At 32.8% G+C, this 16,049-nt stretch carries 13 protein-coding genes; 2 read left to right on the plus strand and 11 right to left on the minus strand.

Features of this window, described 5'->3' with window-relative positions:
* Nucleotides 1–231: 231 nt before the first annotated feature.
* Together C6368_RS04695 and C6368_RS04700 are read left to right on the plus strand one after the other, a co-directional pair.
* On the plus strand, nt 232–564 hold the full coding sequence (locus tag C6368_RS04695) for a tRNA-binding protein (RefSeq protein ID WP_107038034.1): 333 nt from the start codon (nt 232–234) through the stop codon (nt 562–564).
* Nucleotides 565–739: 175 nt separating this feature from the next.
* Entirely contained in the window at nt 740–1,849 is a 1,110-nt protein-coding gene (locus C6368_RS04700; protein WP_107038035.1) for a hypothetical protein, read from the plus strand.
* A 61-nt stretch (nt 1,850–1,910) separates the two neighbouring features.
* Here the strand turns inward: C6368_RS04700 and C6368_RS04705 are convergent, their stop codons facing one another.
* The 11 genes from C6368_RS04705 to C6368_RS04755 all read right to left on the minus strand — a co-directional run bounded on the left by C6368_RS04705 (nt 1,911) and on the right by C6368_RS04755 (nt 15,878).
* Nucleotides 1,911–3,125, minus strand: a complete 1,215-nt coding sequence (locus C6368_RS04705; RefSeq protein ID WP_107038036.1) for a DUF1972 domain-containing protein — start codon at nt 3,123–3,125, stop codon at nt 1,911–1,913.
* Between the two features lie 207 nt (nt 3,126–3,332).
* Nucleotides 3,333–4,418 carry a glycosyltransferase family 4 protein gene (locus C6368_RS04710; RefSeq protein WP_107038037.1) on the minus strand — a complete coding sequence of 362 codons (1,086 nt, stop codon included), beginning with the start codon at nt 4,416–4,418 and terminating at the stop codon, nt 3,333–3,335.
* Nucleotides 4,415–5,635, minus strand: a complete 1,221-nt coding sequence (locus C6368_RS04715) for a glycosyltransferase (RefSeq protein WP_159038436.1) — start codon at nt 5,633–5,635, stop codon at nt 4,415–4,417. Before C6368_RS04715 ends, C6368_RS04710 begins: the two co-directional genes overlap by 4 nt.
* Nucleotides 5,632–6,321 (minus strand): acyltransferase, encoded by a 690-nt coding sequence (locus tag C6368_RS04720; RefSeq protein ID WP_107038039.1) that lies wholly within the window; start codon nt 6,319–6,321, stop codon nt 5,632–5,634. Before C6368_RS04720 ends, C6368_RS04715 begins: the two co-directional genes overlap by 4 nt.
* A gap of 2 nt (nt 6,322–6,323) precedes the next feature.
* Nucleotides 6,324–8,654, minus strand: coding sequence for a hypothetical protein (locus tag C6368_RS04725; RefSeq protein WP_107038040.1), 2,331 nt, complete (start codon nt 8,652–8,654; stop codon nt 6,324–6,326).
* Between the two features lie 242 nt (nt 8,655–8,896).
* Nucleotides 8,897–10,192, minus strand: coding sequence for an O-antigen ligase family protein (locus tag C6368_RS04730; protein ID WP_234369086.1), 1,296 nt, complete (start codon nt 10,190–10,192; stop codon nt 8,897–8,899).
* Between the two features lie 6 nt (nt 10,193–10,198).
* Nucleotides 10,199–11,296 (minus strand): glycosyltransferase family 4 protein, encoded by a 1,098-nt coding sequence (locus C6368_RS04735; protein ID WP_107038042.1) that lies wholly within the window; start codon nt 11,294–11,296, stop codon nt 10,199–10,201.
* Nucleotides 11,272–12,543: a lipopolysaccharide biosynthesis protein gene (locus tag C6368_RS04740; protein WP_107038043.1), complete on the minus strand. Its 1,272-nt coding sequence runs from the start codon at nt 12,541–12,543 to the stop codon at nt 11,272–11,274. Before C6368_RS04740 ends, C6368_RS04735 begins: the two co-directional genes overlap by 25 nt.
* Nucleotides 12,501–14,690: a GumC family protein gene (locus C6368_RS04745; protein ID WP_107038044.1), complete on the minus strand. Its 2,190-nt coding sequence runs from the start codon at nt 14,688–14,690 to the stop codon at nt 12,501–12,503. Before C6368_RS04745 ends, C6368_RS04740 begins: the two co-directional genes overlap by 43 nt.
* A 10-nt stretch (nt 14,691–14,700) precedes the next feature.
* Complete coding sequence (locus C6368_RS04750; RefSeq protein ID WP_107038045.1) at nt 14,701–15,444, minus strand: polysaccharide biosynthesis/export family protein; 744 nt, start codon at nt 15,442–15,444, stop codon at nt 14,701–14,703.
* 2 nt (nt 15,445–15,446) lie between these two features.
* Nucleotides 15,447–15,878 carry a response regulator gene (locus C6368_RS04755; protein ID WP_234369087.1) on the minus strand — a complete coding sequence of 144 codons (432 nt, stop codon included), beginning with the start codon at nt 15,876–15,878 and terminating at the stop codon, nt 15,447–15,449.
* Between the last annotated feature and the right edge of the window lie 171 nt (nt 15,879–16,049).

The following is a 16,049-nucleotide window of genomic DNA, read 5'->3' on the forward strand; positions in this document are numbered from 1 at the left end:
ATTGGCACGCGGATGACGCAGATCTACGACCGCAAATTTTTACGGATTTTTAACTGCCTATAATACATTGATATTGATACTTGTGGAACATCTCTGAAATGACTCATTAGTGATAGAAATTCTTCAAATGTGTCATTCTTGTGCCAATATCATTCACTCCAACTATATTTTGCTCTTCATTTTTCAATACTTATTATTAGATTAGCAATGTAGGAACATAAAGAATAGGAAATGGAGATTAATTGGGAGGACTTTACAAAGGTGGAAATGAGAATAGGGACGATTCTAACAGCTGAGATATTTGAAGAAGTTAGAAATCCTGCTTATAAGATGACCATCGATTTTGGTGTTTATGGAGTTCGTAAAACTTCGGCCCAAATCACAAAATTGTATCAATCCGAAGAACTTGTTGGAAAACAAATCGTTGCAGTTTTGAATTTTCCACCAAAGCAAATCGCAAATATGATGAGTGAATGTCTTGTACTAGGTGGTGTAGAAGGCGAAGGGAAGGTTATTCTAATAGAACCAGAAAGAGGAGTGAAAAACGGTACAAAAATTAGTTAAGAATACTGTATTCAATTTCTATTTTGAACAGTGGTTTTCAACGAACTAGAAATAGTTAATGGATTGGAGTATTCAATAAAAGTTGGGTAAAGTCTACTGTTTGATTATTTTTGAGAGTTATTGAAAAAATCAAACTTCTAAAGGAGGTTTTTAGCATGAACCATAATTGATTAGCATGAAAAATAAAGCAATACTATTTATAATTATTGGAGGATTTATAGGGTTTTCATCTTGTAAGAAAGGTCAACTAAAAAATATTGGTTCAGATGTTCCTGATCTACCAGTTGATGTCAATTATGAAAATGTGATTGGAAACTCCTGGGTTAAAATTCAAGAATCTTATTTCTTCGATAAACAAATCAAAGGAATTGGAACAGTAGGAGACAATATGATTCTTACTTTTTTAGATTATATTAATCAAGGCACATATTTTTTGTCTGGACATCTTTCTGGAGATACTAATATCGTTAAACATGGACTTCATTATTGGCCGAGTGGAGTAGGATTTGAAGATGTGAAAGTCATAGATGACAAAATATATACTTTAGGGTATTGGGATGGAATAGGGGTTTGGAAATTTGATATGGAAGTGTTTGATGATCCAGCATACAATAGTTGGGAATCAGTACCAGTTTCTTATCAGGTTCAACCAACTGCATTTACAATTTATGCATCCGAAAAAATTATGGGAGTAGCTTCATCACCTCACGTACGTTCTAATTCGGGAAATATAAATTTCCCTGATTTTGTTCATTCAGGAAATGTTAGAATTAATGCTCTTATAGAATACAAGGGAGATTTAATTTGTGCTGGACAATTCACTTCTTCAAATGGAACGGTATTGAATAATATAGCGAAATGGAATGGAAGTGAGTGGGTTGCACTAGGGAATGGTGTAAATGAGGAAGTGCGTGATCTTGCAGTACTTGACGGAAAACTGGTTGTTGGTGGTATGTTTACTCAAGTAGATGGGAACTCTAATTGTTCACGTATTGCAATTTGGAATGGATCAGGCTGGGAAGCAATGCAATCTGGCCTTGTTGGTGGTTCAAGTGGAGTACATAGACTTTTTGTGTATGGAGACCAATTGTTCGTTGGAGGAGATTTTACTGGAGCTCCATCAGTAAACTCAAAGAATATAATCAAATGGAAAAACGGTAACTGGATAGGATTGCCCAATACAATTTCTGAGAAAATTGGTGAAATTGGAGTTTATAACGGAAAACTGCATGTAGCAAATCTATTCCATAGCATGAACGGAAATTTCTTAATGAGACTAGAGTAAAATGAGTAAATTGGTTTCACCTTAGTGATAAGATGAAACCAATTCATAAGAAAATAACTTCCTAAAAATTATTGTTCGTTTTTAGATGAGCATGACCCATTTTTAACAAGTTTTTATAAGGAACATTTTTGGTTTTAGATTCAACTCCCATTTTATTAGAGGTTTCTAAAGCTTCTTGAATAAGCTTGTCATATTTAAACGCTATGTGTTTCCAAGTATATCTTCTGTGCGCAATTTCAGACATTTGTTGACCAATTCTGTTGATTTTATAAGTATTTACGTTGTTTATTTCAGAAACTAGTTCTTCTAGATTTTCGAAGTAAATTGCTTTATTTTCCGTGGTCACCCTATTGTAGGAGACTCCATAGGCAAGAATCGGTAAACCTAAATACATGGCTTCAACCAAAGATGGATTTGTTCCTCCAGCGGAATGGCCATGTACATAAAGTGTGGCATTTCCACGCATGATATCTAGCTTTTCTTGGTCATAAATTGGATCTAAAATATGAATGTTATCTAGTGATTGGTATTGTTCTTTTAAAGTTCTCCCATATTCGCTTTTATCCCAATTACCAACAATAACCAAAGGCAGTTTATTTGTTTGCTCAAATGCTTTTAAAATAACATGTACATTGTTTTCTGGTTCGATTCTACAAACTTTAAATGCATAGTCATTTTGTAAGAATGGGTAGTCCTCAATCGCTTTTTCTGTAATCGGAACTTTTAAAGTATGATCTGCACCATATTCGATGATTCTACTGAGTGAACCATATCTATCGGCAGTATAGTCTTGAATAGATTCATTATCCGAAATATCAATATGAGAATATTTTACAGCTAAACCTTCAGCCCAATACAAATATTTTTTGGCTAAAAAATTCCATTTATCTCTTTTCCACTCAATTCCGTCAATGGATATTATAATTTTCTTATTGGTGAAAAATCTAACAAATGGAAGAATCCAAGCACCAGCTACTCCAAGCACAAGAAGTACATCAGAAAAGAACAAAGAATATAGAATAGAAAGGGTGTCATAGGGTATACTTTGAATACCATTCGCCTCCAAAGGGATATATTTTAATTTAGCATTCTTGTAGGTAGCTTTTCTTTCTTCTTTTGGATATCTTTTTCCTGAACAAAAAACAGTGATGTCATAATCCTGACCCAAATCTTCGATTAAATGCTCTGCTAGTGTTTCAAATCCACCGTAGTTTGCAGGTACACCCACTGTTCCGATGATCGCTATTCTCTTCTTTCTATTCTTTTTCGTTTTCATGACTTTTTTATTTGAACTACCAATTACCAAAGAAGTGCCAATATTATAAATGCAATAAAATCAATGGTTTAAGGTTTTTTTGTTCGACAAGTGTTTCCATAAAATGGAATAATAATAGAGTTTTGGAAAAATTTTACTTCAATTTAATTCTTCAATAGTAGATAAGGTGGGTTAAATCACCTTCAAGTTTATGTATCATCATTGCTTTTAATACTCGCCAATCATTTGATTTATCGAATTAAGCATTTTTTGTTCTCTAAAAAGCTCTAACCGTTTGGTCGCCTCTTGAGAAAATTCCTTGTACACAAATTTATTCTCCATCAACATTTTAATCTTCGCATTCAGTTCTATACGATTTCTTGAATCTACTTTATATCCTGATTTTCTATCCTGAATAACTTCTAAAATACCACCAACAGGAGGAACTATAGAAGGAAGTCCGTAAGCCATTCCCTCAATAATGGTTAATCCGAAAGTTTCAATCCATCGATCAGGTCTAGATAGATTTACAATTAGATCAGCCCATTGGAAAAATGGATGTAGGTTTTTTTGTGTTGAATAAAGTGAAAGGTTTTCTGTTAAGGTATGGTCTTCAAAAAAAGAATCAATATCCGGTTGACTCGCATTAAGCACAAGTCTAAATTTAAACTGTGGATTATCTTTGGCTAAATTGATAAATTCAAATACTCCTTTATAGGCTTTCAATGAACAGACCATCAAAATGTTTTTAGGATTATCATTGATCACTTTTTCTTTCCTTTCTGCTAAAAATGATTCGTCTATTGCGTTATAAATAAGGTGGTTGTTGGTGCTTTTAATATTGTGTGCAGATTCTACATATTGAGATACGTTAATAATTTCAGTAGCCGTTAATGCAACTATTTTAAATAAAAACCATTTAAGAATTGCCGGATTTACAGTGCTTTCATGAACGTGATAAATAATTTTTGCTCCTTTTATCTTTCCTGCTAATGCTGCTCCGAAAGGCAATACTGTATTAACATAAACGATGTCTGATTTCTTGATCACAAATAATAGTCTTAAAAACAGAATAATTTGGCTCAAGCTATAATATACCAAACGAATCCAAGGATTTGAACTGAATTTGTACCAAGCGTTTTTTTGTTGAATGCCTTTAATGTCTGAAAGAAAACCATTTTCATGAGCACTAGTATAAAGGATAATTTCTTTGTTTTCATGTGCCCAAGCTTTAAGTATTTGACTTAAAACCTTTGGACTACCACTTCGGTCGTTCAATAAATGAAAGGCGAGTATTCTTTTGCTTTTAGTCATAATTCCCCGTAAATTTTCTGTAATTGTTCACCTCTTCTGTCCCAATGGAACATCATCTCAAACCTTTGTCGAGCAGAAATACTCATTTCAATTCTTTTTTCAGGATGCTGATGAAGTGTTTTTATAGAGCTAGAAAGTTGTGTAACTGTATTTTTGTAATCTTGATGAGAAATGGCAAATCCACAATCTTTATTTATGAATTGACCAGGTCCTTCATTGTCCAAGCAAATAACTGGAAGGCCAAAAGATAAGGCCTCTGCTACGACCATACCTGCGCCCTCATGTGAAGGAAAAAGAAATGCTGAAGATTTTTTATATAACTTCATAAGTTCATCCCTTTTAATCCAATTGATAAATTTAATGTGGTTTAACACATTTAGTTTACTAGCGAGATCTTTTAGAAATTGTTCTTCCGGACCACTTCCTACGATGAGTAACTGACACTTTTGTTGTTGCGATTCCTTGAGTTGATGAAAGAATTTTGCGTATGCTTCTATTGTTAAATCAAAACCTTTTAACGGAACTAATCTACCCGCAGAAATCAGAGTAAACTTCTCGTCTAAATCTTCAGCATCATTCCAACCAAAATCTTGTGTTGCCACAGAAGGTGCAACAGAATAGTTACCTTTAGGAGAAAGAACTTCAGGAACGGAGTGGTTCATACATAACATATGATTTGTATGTTTTACAGTCGATTTTAATGATAAGGAAATATTCCAAAAGTATTTTTTAACCCACCATGTTAATCGATCAACATATAAATATTTATTTGCATAAGGTGCTAAATATTGTTTTGGAATACTTGGGTGATGTCCGACTGGTCCCCAAACCATTGGTTTTTTGAGTTTCCATAAAAAGGAGGGAGTCCAATCGTTGTGGAAATTTAAATTATGTGCAATATCAAAGTTTAAGTTTTGCTTTTTTATGAATTGAACAATTCCACGTTGCCACATTATATAGTATAACATCGCACCGCGACCACCTTTTTTCCAAAAGCGCATCCAATAAGGTAAATCAAAATAGAGAAACTGTATGTTCTCGTAAAGCTCGTTTGGGTTTTCAGACATATACTTTTCAATATGTTCTTTATTGTTTTCTCTTGTGATCGCAATTACATTATTAAATCGTGCAATTTGCATTACAAAATTCCAACCCATTCCGTCTTCAGAACCTTTGTATGGGTTAATTGCATAAGCTGTAGCTAAAATATTTTTCATTTTCTTGTTTTTAAAATTCGTGCAGGTACTCCGCCAATTATTGAGTTTTTTGGAAATGACTTGTTGACAACTGCTCCGGCAGCAATTACGCATCCTTCTCCAATTTCAACGCCATCCAAAATGGTGACTTTACTTCCTATCCAACAGTTTTTTCCGATTTTTATCCCTTTTCGGGTTACGCCTTGATGTCTAATTGATAAATCAAGTGCAGAGGTGACATGATTTTCTGGGTGACAACTGAAATACTGCCCAATGATGCATTCGTCTCCGATTTCTAATCCACCAGCACCTCCCAGATATGCAAATTCACCTAATCCAACATTGTTCCCAATTTTGATATATTCACCTAAATGGTTGAACGAAGTAGAAATAATGATGCGGCTAAAAGCGCCAATACTTACATTGTTTCCAATCTTAACACCGTTTTTTCCTAAGGCGCTAATTTGAACATTGTTTCCCAACTTCATAAATTTCCCAAATGAGATTTTTCTGGAATTGAAGAAATGGACTTGTCTCCCTAAGGAAGCCATTTTCGGGTTTTTGAAATGAAACACTAATTTAAATGCTCTTAATATTCCCCAAGCTTGTGCCCATAAAAATGAAATTAAAGTAGCGTTATCTAAAGCTGGATCAAAGGAGAAATTAGGATTTCTTTTTCGAATTAATGTCTGGAGTAACTGCTTCATTATTATTGGATTTGTGGATTAGTTTTCGACGCAATAAATGTCATTGTCTCTTGCAAATGGAGGTTCTCAATTAAGAAATATCTCCCTTTCGATTTCTTATCTAACTCGGTAAATAAGTTAAAGTAATCTTTGGTTAAAGAAGTTATGGCTTTTTCATCTAATTCCTTTTTTCGTTTTAGTATTGTTGCAGCATCTGCATATAAAAAGAAGTTCAGATTTGGTTTTAATAACAATTTATACCCCGCTTTTGTTAACCATTTCGGTAAAAGAATATTACTTCTTAAACTGTCATTAATAAAATCAAAATAGTAACGATCATACAATACGATTTCTCCACGCATCACATGTTTTATATAAACATAAAACTGACCAATGAAATAATCTGTGTAGTAATATGAAAATCTAATCAATGAACTTAAGAAGCTGCTGTTTTTACCTTGACGAGGTAGCGTAGTCGCTGCAATTTGTTCCGCTTTTTCTTTACCTTGTGTATATGCACTTAAAATCGGTAGAAGTGAAGGTCTGTGACGAATTACAACGACCTTCTTACGGTGTTTCTTTTCAAGTTCATTTTTAGTATTTTCAATGATTGTTGATTTCCCTGCGCCATCAACTCCACTGAATGTGATAATTAAGCCTTTCTTGGACATAAATTGACCTAAGCTGTCTGAAAAGTAATTTACTTTATTAATCCATCTAGAAATTCCTTTGTTTTGAGGTAATGCTTTGGTTTTCTGTTTCAATTTTTGAGTATCTGTAACTACTTCTTGTCCGAAATCAAAATCAGATTGGTATTTTTCTGGAATAGTGCTGTTATTTAATCCATAAAAACAGTTGAGGTAATCTTGATGATCTTTAAGACAAAGTGTTTTTACACCGAAATTATTTGTTTGAGCATTATTAATTGCTTGATTTACATTCATAAATTCAAGCGCTTTTACTTTTAGTTTCCAAATAAGGTCCAATGCTAAAATTTGATCGTTTTGTAAAATGATTAACAAACGAGTCATATTGGATTGTGCCTTCTGATTCACTTTTTTTACAAGTGCATGCTCATTCAGGTATTGAACTAATTCTTGAGAGCTTCCTTTATGAACCAGTAAATCTATATCTGAATGCTCACTTAATGTTTTCGGTTGAATATTTGGAAATTTTACCGCCGCATAATTTTCATTTTGTAAAAAATCAAAAACATCACCAATCAATAAACTTCTCGAAGTTTTTTCATTTGGAATTAAATCATTTAAAGCTTCATTCCATGTGTTTAATAACCAGTAGATTTGTTGATGCCAATCCTCTTGACGACTATATAAATCTATGTGGTCAGCAATATTGATCAATAAATATGCTTTTAAATGATCTTCAAATTTTTCATTTCCATTCCCGACAACTGATTTTAATTGATGAAAAGCTGATTCAAGTTTTGGTTTCAAATTCTTCCAAGAAGTGCGATCTACCAATATTCCTTGTTGCATCACGAAATGAAAAGCATCAAATCCAAATGGCAAAGCTGAATGTGCTAATTCAAAATCGTAAATTTTGATTTGATTGTTTGCCACAAAGCAATTCCATGGTGTAAAATCTCGGTGCGTCCAATTAAATTTAAATTGTTTTGGAGCGACATCCTTTACCAAAATTATTAGTTTATCAATAATATTGTTCATCTCCTTTTTTTCAGGTTGTAACCTATATTTATGAAGTTGATTAATACTCTTTTTATAAATGTCAGTTTGATAAAGTAAATTCAAAGCTGTCGGATGTTGTGAGTATAATTCGTTGAGTCCAATCGCATGTTCTTTAGAAAATGTGCTGGTTCTTTCTCCATTTTTACCGATATCTGTTAAAGAAATAATTCCATCTGCGATTTTTTTACTTTTCGGTATTTCAATGGCTGAATTAGATTTAAAACTTTTGAGGTTAAACAATTCATTTTCTAGAGCCTGAATACTCGATTGAGATAAACCAACTTTGATAAATTGATTTTTGGAATAAAGCACTAATTTACGATTCGGTCCTGTTGTTCCTGTGAATAATGCAAAATCTCCTTTTGTAAATTCTGACAAGGAATGCGTCTCCTCTTTATTCACTTTTACAGTATTCTTACCGAATACAAGATGTTGAAGTTTCAAAAAGAAAATAAGTTTCATCATTGTACTGAAAACTTTGGACTTCATTGAAGATGCATTATAGAATCTCAAAAAATCAGGACGCTTATTTTGTGTATTCCAAATCCATCTTGGACTTCCATCAGGGTTATTGATAAAATATAAATCAATTGAACGCTTTGATGTTTTTTCAATGTGAAGACCAATTTTCGCTAAATCCTTTTTCATGCTTATTTATTTTGTAGTAGTATGCCAATAAATGTGCTACAATCGTAACCCATTGATAAATAAGGGATGTTGAGTTTTTTGTAGTGAGTAAAATTCCATAAAATGGAAAAAAGTTGATTTTTGGAATAAGAAAAGAGCTATACCCATTGGTGTGTAAGGTGACTGATTTATTTATTTTTGAAAAAAAAATCAGGCAAAAATGAAAGTAAATTCACTTGTATTAGTAAGAAGTAAATTGGGTTTTACTTTGATTTTGCGGCTAACCTTCCTGTTTTTATGAGGTGTATTTTCTGTTTAGGTCTTAAAATTTGTCCTGGTTTAAACGAGATATAAAGAATGACCAATTGATAAAACAAAATACCATAATTCGATTCACCAAAAATCCCAAATTCAGTAAAAGAATTGATTATTAAAGGAATCAAAAGACAAAAGAGCATTAGTTTTTTCTCCGAATCTTCTTTTAGAATTCCCCTGGCCGTAAAAATCAATTGGAAAAGCACAATGGTGATTCCAATAAAACCTAAATTCATTAGGACTTGCATAAAGGTATTGTGCGTCATTTTGCCAGGGTAGGTATGTGCACTTTGGAAATATTCTTTATAATCGATGCGCATAAAACCAAATCCCAAAAGAGGCTCTCTAGGTAGTCCTTCGGTGATTAATGCTTGCCAAAAGGGGAGACGTCCAGTTAAACTTAATACTTCTTCCATGCGTTCTGGATCTCCGTCTTTAAGTACAACTTTATATATCGCGATTGGGGCCACTAAAATCATAACCGCAATTGCCACTACAGCAAACTTTTTTTGTTCTGACTGTAAAACATGAAATCCGATAATCAATAAAGCACCAATTAAAGAGGATCGTGAACCTGTTGCATAAAGTCCATAAAATAGAATAAGCAATTTCAAGATTGTCCACCATTTATTGTGGTTTCTGCGAATGTCAAACATTAATCCAGCAATACCAACACCGGCTAACATTCCAAGTTCATTGGGATTCATTAAATATCCACCTAAACGTGCTTCTTCACCACCGTGTGTTAACCTGAAAAAGACATCAGGACTAACCCACATACCAATAACAAATACCAAAATCAAAATAAATGCTGCATTGCCTAAAAGATTGTACAATCGAATTTTGTGATCTGGAAAATAAACGTCGAGTAGATAAAGGCTTTTGATGAAGAAGTAACAAAAAACTAAGGTTTGAGACGTCATAAACCATTGTAAGGCACTATATCCCACGTTTGTACTCCACATAAAAGAAGCAAATCCGAGTAAAAGATAAATTCCATAAAAAGCAGAAGAGAGGATATTGTGGGTTTTTAGATTATCTGCCGCACCATATTTTAAAATACTTTTGTAGATATACCAAGAACCAGCCAGCATTCCCATTCTTCCAACTACCTTGATAATTCGTGTGATAATAATATTTTCACTCCACGTAAAAAAACACGCTGTCATCAAAAGCAATAACAACAATAATTGCCAATTGGTCTTTTTTATAAATGCGCTATGGTCTTTATCTAGAAAATTCAAAATTGCTTATTTATATAGTTCATCATATTGATTAACCAGAATTGACCATTTAAAATCTTCCTCTAGCATTTGTTTTGCTCCATTTTTAAATTGTTGGGCTTTCCCATTGTCGTATGATTTACAAATGTCTTTCATGGCCTTTACTAGTTCAGAGACATTATCATTTTCAATTGCTATGCCAGCTTCAAATTTTTCAACATATTCAGCCAGATTTGTCCCTTGAGAAACAATTGTTGGAACGCCTAGTGCAGCAGCTTCTAAAACAGATGAAGGAAGTCCTTCATTCCTTGATGGATGGGCAAAGGCATACATTTTACTTATTAATTCATCCTTTTCCTTACCGAATTTTTCACCCCAAAAAACTACATTTAGAATGCTATTTTCTTGAATGTAATTTTCTAAAAATGTTTTACCATCACCTTCACCAATTATCCATAATTTGGAATTTGGATTGTATTTTTGGAACTTTTCAAATGCTTTGATCAATAAATCTAACCCTTTCGTATACACATCTAGTCTTCCAACAAACCCAATGGTGAATTCTTGTGACTTTACTGTATTTGAAACAGATGTATTGGAGATAAAACCATAAGGCAATAAGAAAGATGATGCTTTTTTGGAAATTTTCCTTAGTCCAGTGATTTCGCTTTTTCCAATTGAATGAATTTTTGAGGCCTTGTTGATTAACGGTCTTTCAAATAATAATTTGTAAACTTTTTTCTGCAAACCACTACGTTTCATTGCTTCTTCATTATAAGCTCCATGCGGTGTAAGCACAAATTTAATCTTGTTATTAGCCAGAAAACGACCGATGGTATTGAAAACAGGAATCCAACCTCCATGTAAATGAAAAACTGCATTTTTATTTTCTATTATGGCTTGTTTTAAAGAAGAAGGCATAGCAAACGGAAAACGTTCTTTTTGAAAAAGAACAGTTTTAAAATTCCTTTCAGGATAATCATGTTTTGTGTTTGAGGAAATTCCCCAAACCTGAATATTTTTTCCGGCTTTAGTTTGCTCAGTAGCCATATTATAAACCACTTTATTTACGCCGTTTAGACGATTTGGATTCACTTTTCCTAAAACGATATGAATGATTTCCATAAGTGTATTTTTTTCTTTTGTAAAATGACTGACCAATAGCCAATCAATAATAATTGTGAAATTGAAAGACCAATAATTGCTCCTGTCAGACCATAAGTTGATAGAAGGGCATGGGCAAAAATTAACGAGAAACTTAAACTGATTAAATAGCCATAGAAAAAGTGATTATTTAGTAACATTGCACGAATAAATAGGCGAATAGGCTGACTCAAAAAGATGATGAAATATAAGATAGTCATGCCTTGTAGTGTAAAAGCATAAGTTGTATATTCAGGTCCTCCAGCAAAAACAATTAACTGTTCTGCAAAGATGAAAACAATTAGTAAAACTGGAATAAACAAGAGTCCAGCTTTACGACTAATGTCAACAACAAAACGAAGACCGTCATCGTGCTGATCGTTGAGCTTTTTAGCAGTGAGTGGCAAAATGTAATTTTCAAATGTTTGTAGAAGAATATTCAAAACTCCCATTAAAGACTGTGCTAACCTTAAGGCTCCAAGTGCAGCTGTTCCAAGATATACTCCAGAGGCAACAACAAACAAATTGCTAGACCACCATTGAGAAATTACAGTAAAAAAGTACCACTTTCCTTCTCGCCAATGATTTGATAATCCTTGCAATACTCTTTTTTTGGATAGCAAAGTAGGTCGAATTATTATGAACAATAGAATTAAAGAACTGAGGTAAGCAATGGAAAGAACAGCAAATAATGCATCGAGACTTTGGACCTTAAGTGAACTAAAAAAATATAGAGCTATTAGTGACAAGAAAGCAGTAATTGCATCGAATAGGAGCGTAGCCATCGGTTTGTCCAGTACAAGTAATAAGCGTCTTCCAAAATCATGAATTAGGAATCCTGCACCGTATCCAATAAGAAAGATAGGGAAGAATGAAGGGAAAAGAAAATGAAAAGCTAATGACAACAAAGCCACGATAATGATGGCTACTATTTGAAACCAAAATACGAATGAGGTATATTGTTGATGATTATTTTCCTTAGCAAAAAGAACTTGAAAAGGTTGAATAATAAAAGCACCAATCCCGCTTACCAAAAGGTGTATTCCCAATAGAAAAAGAGCAAATTGACCAAAATTTTCCATGTCAAGGGTTTTGGCCAATAGAATTGTCAAAACAAAGCTAGTTCCACTAAAAATAGCTTGATCAAGTAAAATGACAACTTTTGGATTTTTTAAGAGCTTCATCATTACTTTTTCAATTTGAATTGTTTGATTTTTCTCTTGATCCATTTTACACTTTCACGGATAAAACTCGGGTTATATCCAACACGATTCAATGCATAATACATGTTAGGCAGCTGATATTCTTGTTGTAAAATATCTACTTTACTGATGTGTTTCGCTGGGGTTAAACGTGTATCCAAGCAAATAATGTTTAAATCAGAAGTCGCCATTCCCGCCAAGGTGTGAGATTCACCAAAAACACTGTTAATCAAAAATGTAAAGTCATATTGTTGCGCCTTTTCTTTTAAGATTTCTTGCCATTTTTTTGTGGTTAAAGTTTTAATTTGATGATTCGAAACCTTAAGTATATCTGTTGAATCGTTGAATGACTGAACAGATAATTCACCGTTATTACCAATAGATGATTTGTTTTCAAATTCAATTATAAGCGTCTTCCGATTTTGAATAGACATTATATTGTTAATTTGATTGGCGATAAATCCTGTTCCATGATGATGATTAAAACCGGTTAGACAAAGTAACTTATTTTCTTTGATAAGTCCTTTTACTTCCCATTCACTCAATGTTTTGATAAAGAAATTCTCCTTTTCTGATAAGGATTTTAACTTTGGAATTGTTGTTAAAATAGGAATCATACTTTGTGATTCTATTGTAGAAACATTGTTCACTCTGCCTTTTATAGTATGTACAATAAAAATTAAAACTATGGCCCCCATCATTCCCAAAATAGCAGAAACAACTTTAATAATTATGCGATTTGGAGAAACGGGTTCCTTACTTATTGAAGCAGGAGTAATAATACGGTGAAAAGCTATTTTAGCGGCTTTTGCAATTTCAGCTTCAATCTTTTTTTGATTAAGGAAGTTGTATGATTGTTGGAAAATTTCAAATTCACGATTGAGTATCGTCATCATTCTTTCTTTCTCAGGAACATCGATAAATACTTTTTCTGCTTTTTCGATGTCAGCTTGCAACTTCTCATATTTAGTTTGTAAATTTTTACGTGTATTTGAAATACTTTCAATTAGATAAGAGGTTAAATCATTCAATTTTGCGTCGATCACCTTCACTTTTTCATCGTTTTCGGTATACTCTAACAAAAGGTCTTTTCTTTCTGCCTGAAGTTGCTTTATGTTTTTAATGATTTCTGTGGAAAGTAAATCTGTAAATGCTTCAAAGTTTGGAGCCAAATCTAGAAAATTGTCTTTGCCTGACTGGACATAATTTTCCAAATTGCGAATAGCTTCTAAACTCATCTCTAGATTAGTAAGCTGAATTTTTAACTGTGAAATTTTTCTTAATTCTGTTTCTGTTTCTTGTCTAATATTCGTGATGTTTTTTTGATCACGATATTTCAAAATCATTTGCTCTGATTTATTCAGCTTTTTACTGATTTCAGCTATACGCTCATTGAGAAAGTCAACCGTAATATTTGCTGCACCATATTTATTTTCGATGTAATCATCAATATAGGCTTCCGCCAACGCATTTGGAAATAATGCAGCTTTTCCTGGGTGACTAGATTTATAACTAATGCGAATAACAGGAACATCTTTATCAACTGCGATAATATCTATTTGACTATTGATTAGACTGATTTGTTTGGCTTTACTTAAAACAGAGAAAAGGTAATTATCTGTGATTTTAAGCTCTTTTTTTGTGGCGATAAAGGCTTCATTCAGTTCAAATAAGGTAAGGGCGTTTTCGATTAAAATAGTATCTCCTAAACTACCTTTAAAAATTTTTCCGTCTTGACTTTTTACCGTAAAGGTTTTATCCTCAAAAACTTGAAGCGAAAAAGTTTTATCCTTTAATTTTTCTGGCCAATTGATAGGTGAAATTAATACTGGTTTATCATCAAATAACTCTGTTTTTCGCAGACTCCCTTCGCGAAACATTTGTACATCAAAAGGAACTTTCTCAAGTGCTTTTGAAATCAGTGTATGAGATTTAAGCAATTCAATCTCAGCATTTATTTTTTGAGTTGTCGCAAATACATCTAAATCGCTAAATAAATTACTGTTTGGAACTCCTTCGTTCATGTCAGCAAGCCTTAATTTAGCTGTACTTTCATACATAGGAGTAACATAATTTAGGTATTTATTGGCGATCAAATAAGCAATAATCATTGCACCGATAATGATAGGCCAACCACGTAAATAAGGTCTTAGAAAATTCAAAGTATCAGACATAGTATTAGATTTAAAATGCTCCCATAAAAATGGCCGCCGCTGTAAGTGTTGTAGTGAATGGAATTATGGTAGAAATTCTTTTATCAAATTCCTTATATTTTTTCGAAGGTACAATCACAACATCCCCAGGATATAAGTTGATGTTTTTCATCAGGTGATTCTCATTTTCTTCAAGGTTAATATTGGCTACATATACGTCTTCATTTACTTGACGAAAAACTTTAATGTATTTTAGGTTGGCATAAGCGTCAAAACCTTTACATCTGGCCACCATATCCAACAAAGTATTACGTTCTTTATCAATGTTGATGACTTGTGGATCTATTACTTCACCTAAAACTGTTATTTCTCTGTTTAATACTTTAATGTCAATCACAGGATTTTTTATCCATTCTTTGTATCGTTCTTTCAAAGTATCTTTTAACGTTATAATTGTCATCTTTTCCACATTGAAGGTTCCTATTTTTGGAATTTCAACATTTCCATGGGCATCAACCAATAACCACTTTCCATAAACTTCATTGGAGTTGTAAATTCCATAAGTTGATCCAACACTCAATTCATCTTGTCCCCAAAGACTGATTGTGATTTTGTCGTCTTTACGTATGTGATATTCATATTTATTGTTTTTGTAAAAAACACTGTCTAAATCTTCAACTGAATTACTTGCTTTTTTATCGATAAAAAGATTAGATGTTCTACATGAAGTCAACATCAATAAACTGGTCAATATGAAAAGGATTAACTTTATCATGGTTATCTAATTTTTAATAAGGACTTTAATCCGAATGATTTTTTCTTCTTTAAAACTTGCTCGACTTCATTGATTTTTTGCATCACTTCAAGAACTTTTTGTTCTAAGTTCTCATCTTTTTGAAGGTAGTCAAATGCTCCGTATTTAAGGGCGTCAATTGCAGTTTGCATTTCCTCTTGTGCGGATACCATAACCACAAAAATGTTAGGATTATGTCTTTTGATTTTCTTTAATGTTTCAAACCCCGTGTAAATACCCATTTGGTGGTCTAGAAATACAATTTTTGGATTTTGGTGAATCTCTAACAAACATTCCACCCCATTTTCGAATGTGACTATTTCTTCATCACCATTTGAATTTAGTATTTGTTTCATTGCGCCTAAGTGGAATAGATCATCATCTACTGCGAAAATTTTGTTGTTCAATTTATTCATAATTATATTTTTTGATAATTACGAACAAACCAAAGCTGTGCCGTAACCTAAAACCCTTGTTTTATAGGGTTTTGAGTTTTTGGCCATTTTAAAATAATTCCAAAAATCAGTCTAATTCCAAAATATGGAAATAAAAAAGGGATAAAATATTTCATTTATCCCTTACTATTG

The sequence above is a fragment of the Brumimicrobium mesophilum genome (assembly GCF_003025005.1).
Taxonomy (GTDB): Bacteria; Bacteroidota; Bacteroidia; order Flavobacteriales_D; family Crocinitomicaceae; genus Brumimicrobium; species Brumimicrobium mesophilum.